General features: G+C 71.9%; 16 protein-coding genes. 8 read left to right on the top strand and 8 right to left on the bottom strand.

Translation table 11 applies throughout. The features are described from left to right. The first annotated feature begins 92 nt into the window (after positions 1 to 92). The 3 genes from AB0472_RS20945 (at position 93) to AB0472_RS20935 (ending at position 2,125) form a co-directional block, all read left to right on the top strand. Positions 93 to 953, top strand: a complete 861-nt coding sequence (locus AB0472_RS20945; RefSeq protein WP_366357971.1) for a helix-turn-helix transcriptional regulator — start codon at positions 93 to 95, stop codon at positions 951 to 953. After that, positions 954 to 1,229 (top strand): DUF397 domain-containing protein, encoded by a 276-nt coding sequence (locus tag AB0472_RS20940; RefSeq protein WP_366357970.1) that lies wholly within the window; start codon positions 954 to 956, stop codon positions 1,227 to 1,229. A gap of 113 nt (positions 1,230 to 1,342) precedes the next feature. Next, entirely contained in the window at positions 1,343 to 2,125 is a 783-nt protein-coding gene (locus AB0472_RS20935; protein WP_366357969.1) for an SAM-dependent methyltransferase, read from the top strand. Positions 2,126 to 2,190: 65 nt separating this feature from the next. Here AB0472_RS20935 and AB0472_RS20930 read toward each other — a convergent pair whose 3' ends face one another. The 3 genes from AB0472_RS20930 to AB0472_RS20920 all read right to left on the bottom strand — a co-directional run bounded on the left by AB0472_RS20930 (position 2,191) and on the right by AB0472_RS20920 (position 5,288). After that, the gene (locus AB0472_RS20930; protein ID WP_366357968.1) at positions 2,191 to 3,678 is read right to left on the bottom strand and encodes a glutamate synthase subunit beta; all 1,488 of its coding nucleotides are present in this window, start codon (positions 3,676 to 3,678) and stop codon (positions 2,191 to 2,193) included. A gap of 183 nt (positions 3,679 to 3,861) precedes the next feature. Beyond that, positions 3,862 to 4,341, bottom strand: a complete 480-nt coding sequence (locus tag AB0472_RS20925) for an anthrone oxygenase family protein (RefSeq protein ID WP_366357967.1) — start codon at positions 4,339 to 4,341, stop codon at positions 3,862 to 3,864. Positions 4,342 to 4,586: 245 nt separating this feature from the next. Beyond that, entirely contained in the window at positions 4,587 to 5,288 is a 702-nt protein-coding gene (locus tag AB0472_RS20920) for a DUF2293 domain-containing protein (RefSeq protein WP_366357966.1), read from the bottom strand. A 172-nt stretch (positions 5,289 to 5,460) separates the two neighbouring features. Between AB0472_RS20920 and AB0472_RS20915 the strand changes: the two genes are divergently transcribed. Further along, on the top strand, positions 5,461 to 6,093 hold the full coding sequence (locus tag AB0472_RS20915; protein ID WP_366357965.1) for a uridine kinase: 633 nt from the start codon (positions 5,461 to 5,463) through the stop codon (positions 6,091 to 6,093). Positions 6,094 to 6,162: 69 nt separating this feature from the next. On the opposite strand, the gene corA is transcribed toward AB0472_RS20915, so the two are convergent. Further along, positions 6,163 to 7,290 (bottom strand): magnesium/cobalt transporter CorA, encoded by a 1,128-nt coding sequence (gene corA / locus AB0472_RS20910; RefSeq protein ID WP_366357964.1) that lies wholly within the window; start codon positions 7,288 to 7,290, stop codon positions 6,163 to 6,165. A 185-nt stretch (positions 7,291 to 7,475) separates the two neighbouring features. Here corA and AB0472_RS20905 point away from each other — a divergent pair, with 185 nt between their 5' ends. After that, on the top strand, positions 7,476 to 8,270 hold the full coding sequence (locus tag AB0472_RS20905; RefSeq protein WP_366357963.1) for a methyltransferase domain-containing protein: 795 nt from the start codon (positions 7,476 to 7,478) through the stop codon (positions 8,268 to 8,270). Positions 8,271 to 8,301: 31 nt separating this feature from the next. Here the strand turns inward: AB0472_RS20905 and AB0472_RS20900 are convergent, their stop codons facing one another. Then, positions 8,302 to 9,192 (bottom strand): PfkB family carbohydrate kinase, encoded by an 891-nt coding sequence (locus AB0472_RS20900; RefSeq protein ID WP_366358090.1) that lies wholly within the window; start codon positions 9,190 to 9,192, stop codon positions 8,302 to 8,304. 68 nt (positions 9,193 to 9,260) lie between these two features. Further along, the gene (locus tag AB0472_RS20895) at positions 9,261 to 10,169 is read right to left on the bottom strand and encodes a pseudouridine-5'-phosphate glycosidase (RefSeq protein WP_366357962.1); all 909 of its coding nucleotides are present in this window, start codon (positions 10,167 to 10,169) and stop codon (positions 9,261 to 9,263) included. A gap of 97 nt (positions 10,170 to 10,266) precedes the next feature. Between AB0472_RS20895 and AB0472_RS20890 the strand changes: the two genes are divergently transcribed. Next, complete coding sequence (locus AB0472_RS20890; RefSeq protein WP_366357961.1) at positions 10,267 to 10,695, top strand: VOC family protein; 429 nt, start codon at positions 10,267 to 10,269, stop codon at positions 10,693 to 10,695. 45 nt (positions 10,696 to 10,740) lie between these two features. Here AB0472_RS20890 and AB0472_RS20885 read toward each other — a convergent pair whose 3' ends face one another. Then, positions 10,741 to 11,295 (bottom strand): methylated-DNA--[protein]-cysteine S-methyltransferase, encoded by a 555-nt coding sequence (locus tag AB0472_RS20885; protein WP_366357960.1) that lies wholly within the window; start codon positions 11,293 to 11,295, stop codon positions 10,741 to 10,743. Positions 11,296 to 11,346: 51 nt separating this feature from the next. After that, the gene (locus AB0472_RS20880; RefSeq protein ID WP_366357959.1) at positions 11,347 to 12,216 is read right to left on the bottom strand and encodes a glycerophosphodiester phosphodiesterase family protein; all 870 of its coding nucleotides are present in this window, start codon (positions 12,214 to 12,216) and stop codon (positions 11,347 to 11,349) included. 277 nt (positions 12,217 to 12,493) lie between these two features. On the opposite strand from AB0472_RS20880, the gene AB0472_RS20875 reads away from it, so the two are divergent. Beyond that, positions 12,494 to 13,360 (top strand): MHYT domain-containing protein, encoded by an 867-nt coding sequence (locus AB0472_RS20875; RefSeq protein WP_366357958.1) that lies wholly within the window; start codon positions 12,494 to 12,496, stop codon positions 13,358 to 13,360. A 40-nt stretch (positions 13,361 to 13,400) separates the two neighbouring features. Beyond that, on the top strand, positions 13,401 to 15,548 hold the full coding sequence (gene uvrB, locus AB0472_RS20870; RefSeq protein WP_366357957.1) for an excinuclease ABC subunit UvrB: 2,148 nt from the start codon (positions 13,401 to 13,403) through the stop codon (positions 15,546 to 15,548). Positions 15,549 to 15,583 lie beyond the last annotated feature (35 nt).

The following is a 15,583-nucleotide window of genomic DNA, read 5'->3' as shown; positions in this document are numbered from 1 at the left end:
GTGACCGTGTGTGTGCGGGACCGTGCATGTGTGTGACGGCCGGGGCGCCGGCGAACCCGGCCCGGGAACAGGGAACTTCGTGGAGGTGGAGCGTGAGCGAGCCGCGGTCCGCGCCGACGGTGGGCCAGGTGGTCCTCGGTCGGCGCCTCCTCGACCTGCGGGAACGCGCGGGGCTCAAGCGTGAGGAGGCCGCCCGGGTGCTCCGCGTGGCGCCCGCCACGGTCCGCCGGATGGAGATGGCCGAGGTCGCCCTCAAGATCCCGTACCTCCAACTGCTCCTGAAGGCCTACGGGGTGACCGACGACGAGGCCGACCTCTTCGTCCGCCTCGCCGAGGAGGCCAACCGGCCCGGCTGGTGGCAGCGGTTCCACGACATCCTGCCGAACTGGTTCTCGATGTACGTCAGCCTGGAGGGCGCGGCCAGCCTGATCCGCTCCTACGAGCCGCACTTCGTGCCCGGCCTGCTGCAGACCGAGGACTACGCCCGCGGAGTGCTGAAGTCCGGCGCCGTCGGCCAGACCGAGCCCGAGGAGATCGAACGCCACGTCGCCCTGCGCATGCAGCGCCAGCAACTGCTCACCCGTGCCGAGGCCCCGCGCTTCTGGGCGGTGATGGACGAGACCGCCCTGCGCCGCCCGGTCGGCGGTCCGGAGGTGATGCGCGCGCAGATCGACCGACTGCTCGACATCACGAAGCTGCCCAATGTGACGCTCCAGGTCGCCCCGTTCTCCAGCGGGCCGCACCCGGGGACGTACGGGCCCTTCGTGCTGTTCCGATTCGCCATGCCCGAACTGCCGGACATGGTCTACAGCGAGTACCTGACCGGCGCCGTCTACCTGGACGCGCGCACCGAGGTGGCGACCCACCTCGAAGTCATGGACCGCATGGCGGCGCAGGCCGCTACGGCACAACGCACGAAGGAGATCCTCCGGGATCTCCGCAAGGAGCTGTGAATGGATCGCATAAAGCCCCAGTCCGGGCCGCGGAACCGCACCGAGCGGATCTACAACGGCATGCCTGCCCGGGAACTGGGCAGCGAGGGCTGGCACAAGCCGTGGAGCGGCGGCAACGGGGGCAACTGCCTGGAGGCGATGAAGCTGGCCGACGGCCGGATCGCCGTCCGCCAGTCGACCGACCCGGACGGGCCGGCGCTGATCTACACCACGGACGAGATGACGGCCTTCATCCAGGGCGCCAAGGCGGGGGAGGCCGACTTCCTGCTCTCCTGAACCTCCCTGTCCCCCTCTGCCTGCTTTTCCGCGCTCTTCTTTGTTCTTGTTCAAGTTCTTTGTAATGGTGCTGAATTGATCATCGTCCGTGTCCGACGTCTACGGAGTGCCTCGTGATCGACACCAGCAAGCCGCACCCGGCGCGCATGTACGACTGGTATCTCGGCGGCAAGGACAACTATCCCGTCGACGAGGAGATGGGCCGGCAGATGCTCGCCCTCGATCCCCGGGTGCCGGTGATGGCGCGGGTCAACCGCGCCTTCATGCACCGTGCCACCCGGTGGCTGGCCGAGCACGGCGTACGGCAGTTCCTGGACGTCGGCACGGGCATCCCGACCGAACCCAACCTGCACCAGGTCGCCCAGGGCCTCGCGCCCGACGCCCGGGTGGTGTACTGCGACAACGACCCGATCGTGCTCGCGCACGCGGCGGCCCTGCTGCGCGGCACGCCCGAGGGCGCGACGGAGTACCTCCAGGCCGACGTGCGCGACCCGGCGGCGATCGTCGCCGGCGCCCGGGCGGTCCTGGACCTCGACCGCCCGGTCGCGCTGTCACTCGTCGCCCTGCTCCACTTCGTCTCCGACGAGGACGGGGCGCACGAACTGGTCGGCCGGCTGCTCTCCCAACTGCCCTCCGGCAGCTACCTGATGATGACCCACGCCACGGCCGACTTCACCCCGGAGGAGTCGGCCGCGGCCGTCGCGAAACTCAGGGCGGCCGGGGTCACGCTGGCGCTGCGCTCCCGCGCCGAGTTCGGCCGCTTCTTCGACGGCCTCGAACTGGTCGAACCGGGCGTGTCGGTCGTCCACCACTGGCACCCGGAACTGGGCGAGCCGGTACCGGGACAGGACGACGGGGTGATCCCGGGCTACGGGGCGGTGGCGCGCAAGCCGTAGCCCCCTCCGGCCCTGCCCTGGTCCCAGGCCCTGCCCTGGTCCCTGCCCCGGTGCTTTCCCGGCCGCTACACCGTCATCGGCCGGTCGTGCGGCGATATCGGCCACGGCAGTCGCGAATCCCCTGTCAGGTAGTGGTCGACGGCCGCCGCCACCGCCCTCCCCTCGGCGATCGCCCACACGATCAGCGACTGCCCGCGAGCCGCGTCCCCGGCGGCGAACACGCCCGGCACGTTCGTGGCGAAGCCCGCGTCCCGGGAGACGGTGCCGCGCGGTTCCGTCGCCACGCCCAGCTGGTCGATGAGCCCGTCCTCCCGGTCGGGCCCGGAGAAACCGAGCGCCAGCAGCACCAGGTCGGCCGGGAGCGTCCGCCCGGTCCCCGGCACCGGCAGCCGTGCCTCGTCAACCTCCACCAGATGCAGCGACCGCACGTGCCCGCTGCCGTCACCCGTGAAACGGAGCGTCGACGCCGCGAACAACCGGGCGTCCGCGTCCGCCGAGGGCGCCGCCTCCAGGTCCCGCGCCTCCTCGTGCGCCGCCGACAGCCGGTAGATCTTCGGGTACGTCGGCCACGGCTCGATGTCCTCGTCCCGCTCCGCGCCGGGCTGCGCGTAGATGTCCAACTGGGTCACCGACGCGGCCCGCTCCCGCAACGCCGTCCCCAGGCAGTCCGCCCCCGTGTCACCCCCGCCCACGATCACCACGTGCTTCCCGGCCGCCGACATCGGCGACTCGGGCAGATCCCCCTCGCACACCCGGTTGGCCAGCGGCAGATACTCCATCGCCTGGTGTATTCCGTCCAACTCCCGGCCCGGTACCGAAAGTTCCCGCCACGCCGTCGCCCCGGTCGCGATCACCACCGCGTCGTACCGGGTCCGCAGCTCCGCCGCTCGCAGGTCCCGCCCGACCGCCACCGAGGTACGGAACTTCGTCCCCTCGGCCCGCATCTGGCCCAGCCGCCGCTCCAGATGGCGCTTCTCCATCTTGAACTCCGGGATGCCGTAGCGCATCAGCCCGCCCAGCCGGTCGTCCTTCTCGTACACGGCGACCGTGTGACCGGCCCGGGTCAGCTGCTGTGCGGCCGCGAGCCCCGTCGGCCCGGACCCGATCACCGCCACGGTCCGTCCCGACAACCGCTCCGGCGGCCGCGGCGAGGCGAACCCCTCCGCCCAGGCGCGGTCCGCGATGGCACACTCGACGTTCTTGATCGTGACCGCGGGCTGGTTGATCGCGAGCACGCACCCCGCCTCGCACGGTGCCGGGCACAACCGCCCGGTGAACTCCGGGAAGTTGTTGGTGGCGTGCAGCCGGTCGCTCGCCGCCCGCCAGTCCTCCCGCGACACCAGGTCGTTCCACTCGGGGATGAGGTTGCCCAGCGGACACGCATCGTGGCAGAACGGCACCCCGCAGTCCATGCAGCGGTCCGCCTGCTTGCTGATGATCGGCAGCAGGGCGCCGGGGACGTACACCTCGTCCCAGTCCCGGACCCGCTCCTCGACGGGCCGCCGCGGCCACTCCTCGCGCGGCGTGGTCATGAACCCCTTGGGATCGGCCATGGTCGTCTTCCTCGCGTGCGGTACCCCAGGCCGTGCTTCATCGGGCGGCACTCTTTCGGCCACGATACGTCCCCTCGGGGACGCCCGCAGAGTGGCCGAGAGCGCTTTCCGGCGGGGACTCCTCAGCAGGGAGCCAGCAGGCTGCCAGCCCGGTGCCAGAGGGGATCCAGGCCAGTGAACCCCTCAGGACAGGGCCAGTACATAGACGACCGCCGTCGCGGCCGAGGCGACCGTGCGCACGTGGTTCCAGAACGTCCACTCACGCACGTACACCGGCCAGTAGGAGGCGGCCTCCGGGGCGTCCGGCTCCAGCTTGGCCAGCGCCTCGTTCCGCGGCACGTTCGCCATCACGGTCAGCCCGAAGGAACCGAACAGGTACAGCCCGCTGCCCAGCAGCAGCGCCACCTTCCCGTCGTCCGGCCACACCACGAACGTCACCACCGCGATCATCGCGCACACCACCGCCGACCCCACGAACACCATCATGAACACCGGGGTCAGGGCCGCCCGGTTGATCGCGTTCATCGCGGCGGCCCCCTGCGCCGGCGGCAACGACGCCAGCCCGCGCATCACGAAGGTCGAGAACCCGCAGAACACCCCCGCCACCAGCCCGGCCCCCAGCACCCCCGACAGGACCAGCACGTAGTACGGCCCGTCGATCACGACCACCACCCCCGCTCTCGTCCCTGGACTCCTCCGCCTCCCGGATCAGTTACCACGGGTCACCCCTCCCCATGACTGGGCAACCCGTCCAGCCCGTCCCCATCCCCATCCGGACACACATCTGAATGCACTTCCGGCCGGATCCACCGCCCACCTCCATACCTCCGTCCCCACTCCTGTCTGCTCTCCTGCCCGCCACCGCGGCCCGGCCCCTGCAAGCCGTCGCGGCGCCGCCACGCCCGCCGTCACCCGGTCAGGCGGATCGTCACCCCGGCCTCCCACTCCCGCAGCACCGCCTCCACCGTCCGCGCGATCCGCCGCCGCGCCTCGTACCGCGGTACCCCGCCCATCAGCAGCTGGTCGTACGGCGTGTCCACGTGCCGTACCCCCGCCACCACCGCCGAGACCACCGCGCCCTCCGTCAGCGCCCGCCCGGCCGCGGTCCGCCCGACCCGCCCGCTGCCCCGCACCGACGCGTGGGCCGCGATCGCCCCGGCCCGCTCCACCGGACAGCCCGGGAACAGGCGCAGGATCTCCGCCGCGAACGCCTCCGTGAACCGCACGTCCTCGGCCGCCCGCCGCTTCGCGTCCCGCGCCCGGCGCCGCCGCCGTGCCTCGGCGTCGGCCAGGCACCGCGCCTCGGCCCGGGCCAGCGCGGCCTCCTCGACCAGAACGCCCTGCCGCTCGTACCGGCTCCTGCGCCGGTTGAAACGGACCACCACCGCCGACAGCGCGCTCTCCTCCCGCGACCGCCGGGTCAGTGCCGTGTCGCCCCGGGGCAGGAACACCAGATGCCCGAGATCCGCGCACTCGAGGCACCGCGGCACCCCGTCCTCCACGACCAGCAGCGACAACGGCCCCCGCCGGCACGCCGCACACCGCTTGTGCCGCAGCGGCTGCACGACCAGAAGTCCACCGTGGTGAGGGGGAGTTGCGAGGCGTGTCATATGCGGTACTTTCCCCTCACCGAGGGCTGATCTCACGTCGTTCGCACCCCCGGCCGGCCGGGCGTCGGCAGCCTCCCGCCCGGCTCGCGTCCCGTCCCGCCGGCCGGCACCCGAGCCCGCCCCGGAACCAACCCCCGGCGTCCCCGAACGGCCGACCCGGCATCATGATCCTGTGCGACTCGAAGCGATCACCTGGGACCGGCTCGCCGACCGGCTCGCCGAGCGGCTGGCCGAACTGAAGCCCGCCGACGGGAGTGCCTGGCCACGCGTCGCCTTCGACGGCGCCCCGGCCGCCCTCCCCGGCGACCTGGCGGAACGTGTCGGTGAGGCGCTGCGGGTACGGGGCCGGCCGTCGCTCGTCGTGGGCACCGGGGGCTTCCTGCGCCCCGCCTCACTGCGCCTGGAGCACGGCAGGCGCGACGCGGAGTCGTACTACGGCGGCTGGTTCGACACCAACGCCCTGTGGCGGGAGGTCTTCGGCCCTCTCGACCCCGGCGGGACCGGCCGCGTCCTGCCCGACCTGTGGGACCCGGCCACCGACCGCGCCACCCGCAGCCCCTATGTCCAGCTTCCGCCCGGCGGCCTCCTGCTGCTGCACGGACCGCTCCTGCTGCGGCACTGGTTCCCGTTCGACCTGACCGTCCACCTCCTCCTGACCCCCGGCGCCCTGCGCCGCAGTACCCCCGAGACCGACCACTGGACCCTCCCAGCCTTCGAGCGCTACGCGGCCGAGACCGACCCGGCCGGCACCGCCGACATCCTGGTCCGCGCCGACGACCCGCGGCATCCGGCATGGAGCGGCTGATCGGCCGAGCGGCCGAGCGGTCCGCGGACCGGATCGGGCCCCCGCTCAGCACCGGTGCGGCCCGGCGGCTCAGAGCCAGCCGTTGCGCCTGAAGCCGCGGTACAGCACCAGGCACGCCACGGATATGACGCCGATGACGAGCGGATAGCCGAACCGCCAGTGCAGCTCCGGCATGTGATCGAAGTTCATGCCGTACACACCGCAGACCATCGTCGGCACGGCGATCACCGCGGCCCAGGCCGTGATCTTCCGCATGTCCTCGTTCTGCGCGACCGTCACCTGCGCCAGATGCGCCTGAAGGATGGAGTTGAGCAACTCGTCGAAGGCCGCGATCTGTTCCTTCGCCCGCATCAGGTGGTCCAGCACATCCCTGAAGTAGGCCTGTATCTCCGGGGAGATCACCCTTATGGGCTGGGTGGTCAGCTCCTCCATCGGCCGGCCGAGCGGCACCACCGCCCGCTTCAGCTCCAGGAGTTCACGCTTCATCTGGTAGATCCGCCCCGGGTCGGTCCGTGCGCCGTTCTCCGCGAAGACGGCCGCCTCGACCTGGTCGATGTCGCCCTGAACCGCGTCCGTGACGCTCAGATAGTCGTCGACCACGTGGTCCGCGATGGCGTGCAGCACCGCCGCCGGCCCCTTGGCGAGCTGGCTCGGCGCGGCCTCCAGCTCCTCGCGCAGCGGCCCCAGCGAGCCGTGCCGGCCGTGCCGCACCGTGATCACGAAGTCCTCGCCGACGAACACCATGATCTCGCCGGTGTCGACCACCTCGCTGGTCGCGGTCAGCTTCTCGTGCTCGACGTAGCAGACCGTCTTGAACACCGCGAACAGCGTCTCGCCGTACCGCTCCACCTTCGGGCGCTGATGGGCCTCGACCGCGTCCTCCACGGCCAGCGGATGCAGGTCGAACAGCTCGGCGATGCCCGCGAACTCGCTGTCCGTCGGCTCGTGCAGCCCCAGCCAGACGAACCCCTCGCCCCGCTTGCGCACCCGCTCCACCGCGGAGAACAGATCGCTGCACTCCGGAACCCGCACCCCGTCCTCGTACGTCACGCAGTTGACCACCGAGGAGCCCAGCGGGGACCGTGCGTGATGGTTCAGGTCGACGCGGGGCCGCCGCCGGGCCAGCCGCGCGACCCTGCGCAGGCCGCCGGTCCTGCCCAGCCCTGTGACCTTCCGCAGATTCCCTGCCATCGTCATCCGGATCTCCTTGCATGGATCCACTCGCGCAACGCTTCCCGCCCTGCCCGGCCAGTCTGCCAGCCCGGTGTGAGACACGGGTAAGCCTGTGGGAACGGCGAGTTCCGGTTGGTTCCCGCCTGTGGACGACGGACTCCCGGGCCGGGTTCCCGAGGCGTGAGCCGGGCAACTGAAATCATCGCTTCATGACACAGGCCGACGGATACCTCCTCGACAACCGCCAGAGCGAGGCCGGACAGCGCTTCGACGCCTTCGCGGACCTCTTCGATCCGACCACCTTCCGCCACCTCGACGCGCTCGGTCTCGGACCGGGCGGGCGCTGCTGGGAAGTCGGCGCCGGCGGCACCTCCGTGGTGTCCTGGCTGGCCGGGAAGGTCGGACCGACGGGACGCGTCGTCGCCACCGACATCGACACCTCGCTGCTCGCCACGGCCGCCCACCCGCCCGTCGAGGTCCGCACCCACGACGTCGGCGCCGAGGAGCCGCCGGGGGAGGACTTCGACCTGGTGCACGCCCGGCTCGTCCTGGTCCATGTGCCGGACCGGGAAAGGGCGTTGCGTTCCATGATCAAGGCTCTGCGCCCCGGCGGCCGACTGCTGATCGAGGACGCCGACCCCGCCCTCCAGCCCCTCACCTGCCCCTACGAGTACGGCCCCGAACAGCAGCTCGCCAACCGCCTGCGCCAGGGCTTCCGCAAGCTCCTCGCCGAACGCGGCGCCGACCTGTCGTACGGCCGCAAGCTTCCCCGGCTGCTCCGCGAGGCCGGGCTGCACGACGTGGCGGCCGACGCCTACTTCCCGGTGGCCTCGCCCGCCTGCACCGCCCTGGAGACCGCCACCGTCCAGCAGATCCGGGGCCGGCTCGTCGCGGCCGGCCTCGCCACCGACGAGGACGTCGACCAGCACCTGGCCAACGTGGCGACGGGCAGCATGGACCTCGCCACGGCCCCGATGATCTCCGCGTGGGGCCGCAAGGCGTAGGCCCGCCGCGCGGGGCGGGGCGGGGCCGGCGTCAGCCGCGGGCGGGCGGTCTCGCGCCCACGCGTTCCACCGCCCGCGCGCCCGCCCGGCAACCCAGCGCCGCCGCCTCCTGGGCGTCCGCGCCGGCGACCAGCGCGGCGAGGAACGCCCCGGTGAAGGCGTCACCGGCGCCCGTGGTGTCCCGGGGCGTCGCCGACGCGGCCGGGACGTGTGCGAGGACGCGGCCCGCCCGGGCCACCAGCGCGCCGTCCGCCCCCGCCTTGGCCACCACCAGCGGCACCAGGCGGCTCAGCTTGGCCGCGGCGTCCGCCGGATCGGGCAGCCCCGTCAGCAGACAGGCCTCGTCCCGGCTCGGCAGCAGGACGTCCACCCCCTCGACGAGCGCCAGAAAGCGGTCCACGCCCAGCGCCACCAGGAACCCGGCCGACGCCGGGTCCAGGCTCACCGGCACGCCACGCGCGCGGGCCGCCGCCAGGGCCGTCGCCACCAGAGCCCGGCTCGGCTCGGAGAACAGCAGATAGCCGGACAGGTGCAGCCGGGCCACCCCGTCGAGCAGCGCGTCCGACCAGTCGGCGACCTCCAGGCGCAGGGACGCCCCGCTGTCCGTGAGGAAGGTCCGCTCGGCCGAGGCGCCGTTGTCGACCAGGCAGATCACCGTCCCCGTCGCGGCCTCGGGGTCCACCACGAGCCGGGGCCGCACCCCGGCGGCGGCCAGTTCCCGCTCGTGCCACCGGGCCGAGTCCGCACCCACCCGCCCCAGCAGCCGGACGTCCGCACAGCCCGTGTGCGCTGCCCAGCAGGCCACGTTGGCGCCCGCCCCGCCCGGCAGGGTGCGGATCACGGCGGCCGTGTCGGTGCCGACCGCGAGCGGCCCCCGGTAGCGCGCGACCACGTCGGTGACGACGTCCCCGACGACCAGCAGCGCCCCGCCCGCCGCCTCCCCACGAGCCGCCGTCGTCCCGTCCGGCGCCGCCGCCGCCCGCCCGGTCGTCACCCCCTGGCCCACGCCGCGGCGATCCGTGCCGCCAGCCCGACGTTGCCACGCACGGCCGCCAGGTTGGCCTCCAGCGAGGCGCCGTCCGTGTGCCGGACCAGATGGCCGAGCAGGAACGGCGTGACCGCCTGGCCGGTGATCCCTTCCGCCTCGCACGCGTGCAGCGCGTCGGCGAGCACGCGGGCGTGCAGCGCGGGGTCGAGCTGCTCCGCCTCCGGGACGGGGTTGGCGACGATCAGCGCCGAGTCCGCCGCGTCCAGCGCGTCCTGTGCCCGCATGACGTCCGCGACCTGCTCCGGGGTCCGGAGCGTCCAGTCCACCGGATGCCCGGAGTCGGACAGATAGAAGCCGGGGAAGCGGTCGGTGCCGTAGCCCGCGACGGCCACCCCCAGGGTCTCCAGGCGCTGGAGGGTCGCCGGCACGTCGAGGATCGACTTCACGCCGGCGCACACCACCGTGATCCGGGTGCGGGCCAGCAGACCCAGGTCGGCGGACTCGTCCTGGGTCGCCGTCCACTCACGGTGCACCCCACCGAGACCGCCCGTCGCGAACACCCGGAGGCCGGCCAGCGCCGCCAGCTGCGCCGTCGCCGACACCGTGGTCGCCCCGCTCGCGCCCGCGGCAACCGCAAGCGGCAGGTCGCGGTGGCCCAGCTTGCGGATCCCGTCCTCGTTGGCGATCCGCTCCAACTGGTCCTTGTCCAGGCCGACACGGGGCCGCCCGTCCAGCACGGCGATGGTCGCGGGCACCGCGCCCGCCCGCCGTACCGTGTCCTCCAGCTCCAGCGCCACCTGGAGGTTGCGCGGGCGCGGCAGCCCGTGCGCGATGATCGTGGACTCCAGGGCGACCACCGCGCGGCCCGCGCGGAGTGCTTCCCCGACCTCTTCCGACACCACCAGCACCACGCCTGCCTCCTGTCCGTCGGTCTTCCCTCATCTCTGGCGGGGGCCGTACCCCGTTAAACGCTTGCGGCCTGTGGGGGACGCCACCAGCCTGGGCGGTATGACGAATCACCCGGTACGTCTGGACCACGTCGTCCTCTGGGTCGCCGACCCGGCCGCCGCGGCCGGCTTCTACGAGCGGATGCTCGGTCTGGAGCCGCTGCGGGTCGCCGAGTTCACCGCGGGAGAGGTGCCCTTTCCCTCCGTACGCGTCACCGAGGAGACCATCATCGACCTCGCGCCGCACACCCTCGCCGAGCGCATGCCCGCTCTTCCCGGCGCGGTCGGCAGCGCGGGACATCCCGTCAACCACGTCTGCCTGTCCCTGCCGTCCGACGCCTTCGACGCCCTGCGCGCACGCCTCGCCGAGCACGCCGTCCCCATGACCGACATCGGACACGACTCCTTCGGCGCCCGCGGCACGGCCCCGCGAAACTTCTACTTCAGGGATCCCGACGGCAACGTCGTCGAGGCACGGCACTACGGCTGACCGCACCGGCGGGGCGCCGCACGGCCAGGTCCCGGGAGCGGCGCCTCAGAACAGCGGCTCGGGAAGCACGCCCTCCAGGGCGAGCAGCTTCCGCTTGGTCTCCAGTCCGCCCCCGAACCCGCCGATCCCGCCGTCGCTCTCCACCACCCGGTGACAGGGCACGACGACCGGCAGCGGGTTGGCGCCCATCGCCGCGCCCACCGCCTGCGCCCCGCCCGGCTGCCCGACGCGACCCGCCAGGTCGCCGTACCCGACCACCGTGCCGTACGGGACGCCGGCGGCCAGTTCGCGCAGCACCTGCCGGTTGAAGCCGGAGATCAGCGACCAGTCCAGCGGCAGGTCGAAGTCCCGCCGCCGACCGGCGAAGTAGGCCCCCAGCTGGGATATCGCCTCGGCCAGCACGGGCGCGGTGGGATCCTCGACGGGCTCGGTGCCCAGCCGGGCCGCCAGCCGCTCCACCGTTCGCTCGCGCACCGCCTCTGTGGCGTGGAACACCACGTTGACCAGGCCGCTGCCGGTCGCCGCGAGCAGCAGCGGACCGATGTCGGTGCCCACGACGGCCCACACCACCCGCTGCCCGTACTGCCCTTCGCTGTCCATGCGCCCCACCGTACGGCCCGCCACTGACAATGCCCGCCGCCCCGGCCCCGGTCAGCTCGCGCACAGCGCGGCCCGCACCACGTCCGGCTTGTTGGTGATGATCCCGTCCACGCCGTAGCCGACGGCCTTCCAGGTGGTGACAGCGTCGTCCACCGTCCAGGTGAAGACGCGCAGCGGCCGGCCGTGCGGCCCCTTGAGCGCGTGCACGCTCCGCACGTAGCCGGCGGAGACCGAGCCCACCGAGGGGTTGACCAGGTCCACGAAGTCCGCGTACCGACGGAGGGATCCCACGGCCGGTGTACCGAGGTAGCCGGTCGTCACGGCGGGCCGCAGAGCGTGCACCGTGCGCAGGCTGTCCGCGCTGAAGCTCTGCACGACGAGCCGGTCCAGATGCCGGCGGTCCAGCCAGCCCTCGTTGCTTAGCAGCCCGAGAACCTGCTGCTCGATGCCGGGGTACAGCTCGGGGTTCTTGATCTCCAGGAGCAGCTTCTCGTGGTTGTGCTCGACCCGGCGCATGTACTGCGCCAGCGTCGGCACCCTCGTGCCCCGGTACGAGGGGGAGAACCAGCTGCCCGCGTCCAGCCGGGCGACCTCGGCCGCGGTGAAGTCCTTCACCTTCCAGGGCGCCCGGCCGGGGAAGACCTTCGCGGCGTCGGTGGTGCGCCGGAGGCTGTCGTCGTGGATGACGACCAGCCGGCCGTCCTTGGTGCGCTGGACGTCGTTCTCGACCCAGGTGAAGCCGAGTGCGGCGGCCTTGTCGATGGCGGCCAGCGTGTTCTCGGGGGCGTAGGCGGAGGCGCCCCGGTGCGCGAGCACCGTGGGTTCGGCGGCGTCGCCCGCCCGGGCGGCGGGGACGGGGCTCAGCAGGGCTGCCGTTCCCAGCAGCGCGGTGGCCGTGGCGGCGACTGCGCGCGCGTGCATGCGCATTCCTCACGTCGAACGAATACGGACAGCACAAGAGTGACAGCAGGGAGTCAACAGCTCGCGGGTGCGGGACGGCCATACTTCGAACGGAGTCGCCCAAGCCCGCTCACCGTTGCCGCACAACTGCGGCAAGGGCGTGTTTCTTTGCCGGAAAATCGTTCGACCATTCCGGTGCGGGTCATACTCTCTGCGTCAACCCTGATCGCTCGGGCGGTCCTGGGACGGGGGCGTACGGCACATATTCCGGGACGCAAACGGTGAAGGGCAGCCGCGCATGCAGGGCACGGTCGACGGATTCAGCTACGGGGTCGTCACCCCGCTGGTGGCCTATCTGATGGCCTGCCTCGGTGGCGCCCTCGGGCTGCGCTGCACGACCCGGGCGATGCTGGTGGCCCACTCCTGGCGCCCCGCCTGGCTCGCCCTCGGCTCGGCGGCGATCGGCTCCGGCATATGGACCATGCACTTCGTCGCCATGATGGGGTTCAGCGTCAAGGAGACGCCGATCCACTACGACAAGCCGCTCACTTACGCGAGTCTCGGCCTCGCCATCGTCATGGTGGGCGTCGGGATCTTCATAGTCGGCTACCGGGGGGCCACCGGAACCGCCCTCTTCACCGGCGGCACGATCACCGGTCTGGGCATCGCCTCGATGCACTACCTGGGCATGGCCGGGCTGCGCCTCAACGGAACCCTGCAGTACGACACGGCCATGGTGGCCGTGTCGGTCGTCATAGGGGTCGTCGCCGCGACCTCGGCCCTGTGGGCGGCCGGAAAGGTCCGCGGCTTCCTGTGGAGCGTCGGCGCGAGCCTCGTCATGGGGCTCGCCGTCAGCGGCATGCACTACACCGGCATGGCCGCCCTCACCGTCCACCTGCACGGCGCCGGCGTGACGTCCCCGGGCGACTCGCCCGCCTCGCTGCTCGCCCCCATGCTGATCGGCCCGCTCGCCTTCCTCTGCCTGGCCGCCGTCGTGGTGATCTTCGACCCGCTGATGGTCACGGGCAAGCCCGACCGGCTCCGCGTGGAGCACAAGCCGGGCGTCCCGGCCGACGAGGTCACCCATCACCCGAGCCGCCGCCCGCAGCTCCGCGTCGGCCGTCAGCAGAGCCACCACGGCGCCCGCACACCGCAGAACCGCTGATCAGAACCGGTTGTCAGTGCGGGGTCGTACGGTTGAGTCCATGCGGCCCGTTTCCCACATCGAACGCACGGTGGCGCCCTTCGAGGTCGTCAGCCCGTACCAGCCCAGCGGCGACCAGCCGGCGGCCATCGCCGACCTGGCCAGGCGCATCGAGGCCGGGGAGAAGGACGTCGTCCTCCTCGGCGCGACCGGCACCGGCAAGTCCGCCACCACCGCGTGGATGATCGAGAAGCTCCAGCGCCCCACCCTGGTGATGGCGCCGAACAAGACGCTGGCCGCCCAGCTGGCCAACGAGTTCCGCGAGCTCCTCCCGAACAACGCGGTCGAATACTTCGTCTCGTACTACGACTACTACCAGCCCGAGGCGTACGTCCCGCAGTCGGACACCTACATCGAGAAGGACTCCTCGATCAACGAGGAGGTGGAGCGGCTGCGCCACTCCGCCACCAACTCGCTGCTCACCCGCCGCGACGTGATCGTGGTCGCCTCGGTCTCCTGCATCTACGGCCTCGGTACCCCGCAGGAGTACGTCGACCGCATGGTCCCGCTGCGGGTCGGTGACGAGATCGACCGCGACGACCTGCTGCGCCGCTTCGTGGACATCCAGTACACGCGCAACGACCTCGCGTTCACCCGCGGCACCTTCCGCGTCCGCGGCGACACCATCGAGATCTTCCCGGTCTACGAGGAGCTCGCCGTCCGCATCGAGATGTTCGGGGACGAGATCGAGGCGCTGTCCACCCTGCACCCGCTCACCGGCGAGATCATCAGCGACGACCGGCAGCTCTACGTCTTCCCGGCCTCCCACTACGTCGCGGGCCCCGAGCGCATGGAGCGGGCCGTCAACGACATCGAGAAGGAGCTGGGGGAGCGCCTGGCCGAGCTGGAGAAGCAGGGCAAGCTCCTGGAGGCCCAGCGGCTGCGCATGCGCACCACGTACGACATCGAGATGCTCCGCCAGATCGGCAGCTGCTCCGGTGTGGAGAACTACTCGATGCACTTCGACGGCCGCCTGCCCGGCTCCCCGCCGAACACCCTGCTCGACTACTTCCCGGACGACTTCCTCCTGGTCATCGACGAGTCGCATGTCACCGTGCCGCAGATCGGCGCCATGTACGAGGGCGACGCCTCCCGCAAGCGCACTCTTGTGGACCACGGCTTCCGGCTGCCCTCCGCCCTGGACAACCGTCCGCTGAAGTGGGAGGAGTTCCAGGAACGGATCGGACAGGCCGTGTACCTGTCGGCGACCCCCGGCACGTACGAGCTCTCCCGCGGGGACGGCGTCGTCGAGCAGATCATCCGCCCCACCGGTCTGGTCGACCCCGAGGTCGTCGTCAAGCCGACCGAGGGCCAGATCGACGACCTGGTGCACGAGATCCGCAAGCGCACCGAGAAGGACGAGCGCGTCCTGGTCACCACGCTCACCAAGAAGATGGCCGAGGACCTCACCGACTACTTCCTGGAGCTCGGCATCCAGGTGCGCTACCTGCACAGCGACGTCGACACCCTGCGCCGCGTCGAGCTGCTGCGCGAGCTGCGCTCCGGCGAGTACGACGTCCTGGTCGGCATCAACCTCCTCCGGGAGGGCCTCGACCTGCCCGAGGTGTCCCTGGTGGCGATCCTCGACGCCGACAAGGAGGGCTTCCTGCGCTCGGGCACCTCACTGATCCAGACCATCGGCCGCGCGGCGCGCAATGTCTCCGGCGAGGTCCACATGTACGCCGACAAGATCACCCCGGCGATGGAGAAGGCCATCGACGAGACCAACCGGCGCCGGGAGAAGCAGGTCGCGTACAACAAGGCCAACGGCATCGACCCGCAGCCGCTCCGGAAGAAGATCAACGACATCGTCGCGCAGATCGCCCGCGAGGAGGTCGACACCGAACAGCTGCTCGGCTCGGGCTACCGCAAGCAGAAGGACGGCAAGGCGGCCAAGGCTCCGGTGCCGTCGCTGGGCGACAAGGCGGCCAAGGGCGCGAAGGCCGGCAAAGCAGCCAAGGGCAAGGCCGGGGAAAGGGTGCCCACCGACCGCCCGGCTGCCGAACTCGCCGAGCAGATCGAGGAGATGACGGAGCGCATGCGTGCCGCCGCCGCCGACCTGCAGTTCGAGATCGCGGCCCGGCTGCGTGACGAGGTCTCCGAGATGAAGAAGGAACTGCGCCAGATGAAGGAGGCGGGTCTGGCCTGACCTCCGGTTCGCTGCCGAACCCCGGCAAGTGCGCG

This window comes from Streptomyces sp. NPDC086777 (assembly GCF_040702065.1).
Lineage (GTDB): Bacteria > Actinomycetota > Actinomycetes > Streptomycetales > Streptomycetaceae > Streptomyces.
The sequence above is the reverse complement of the archived record's forward strand: the minus strand, read 5'-3'. Positions and strand labels throughout refer to the sequence as shown.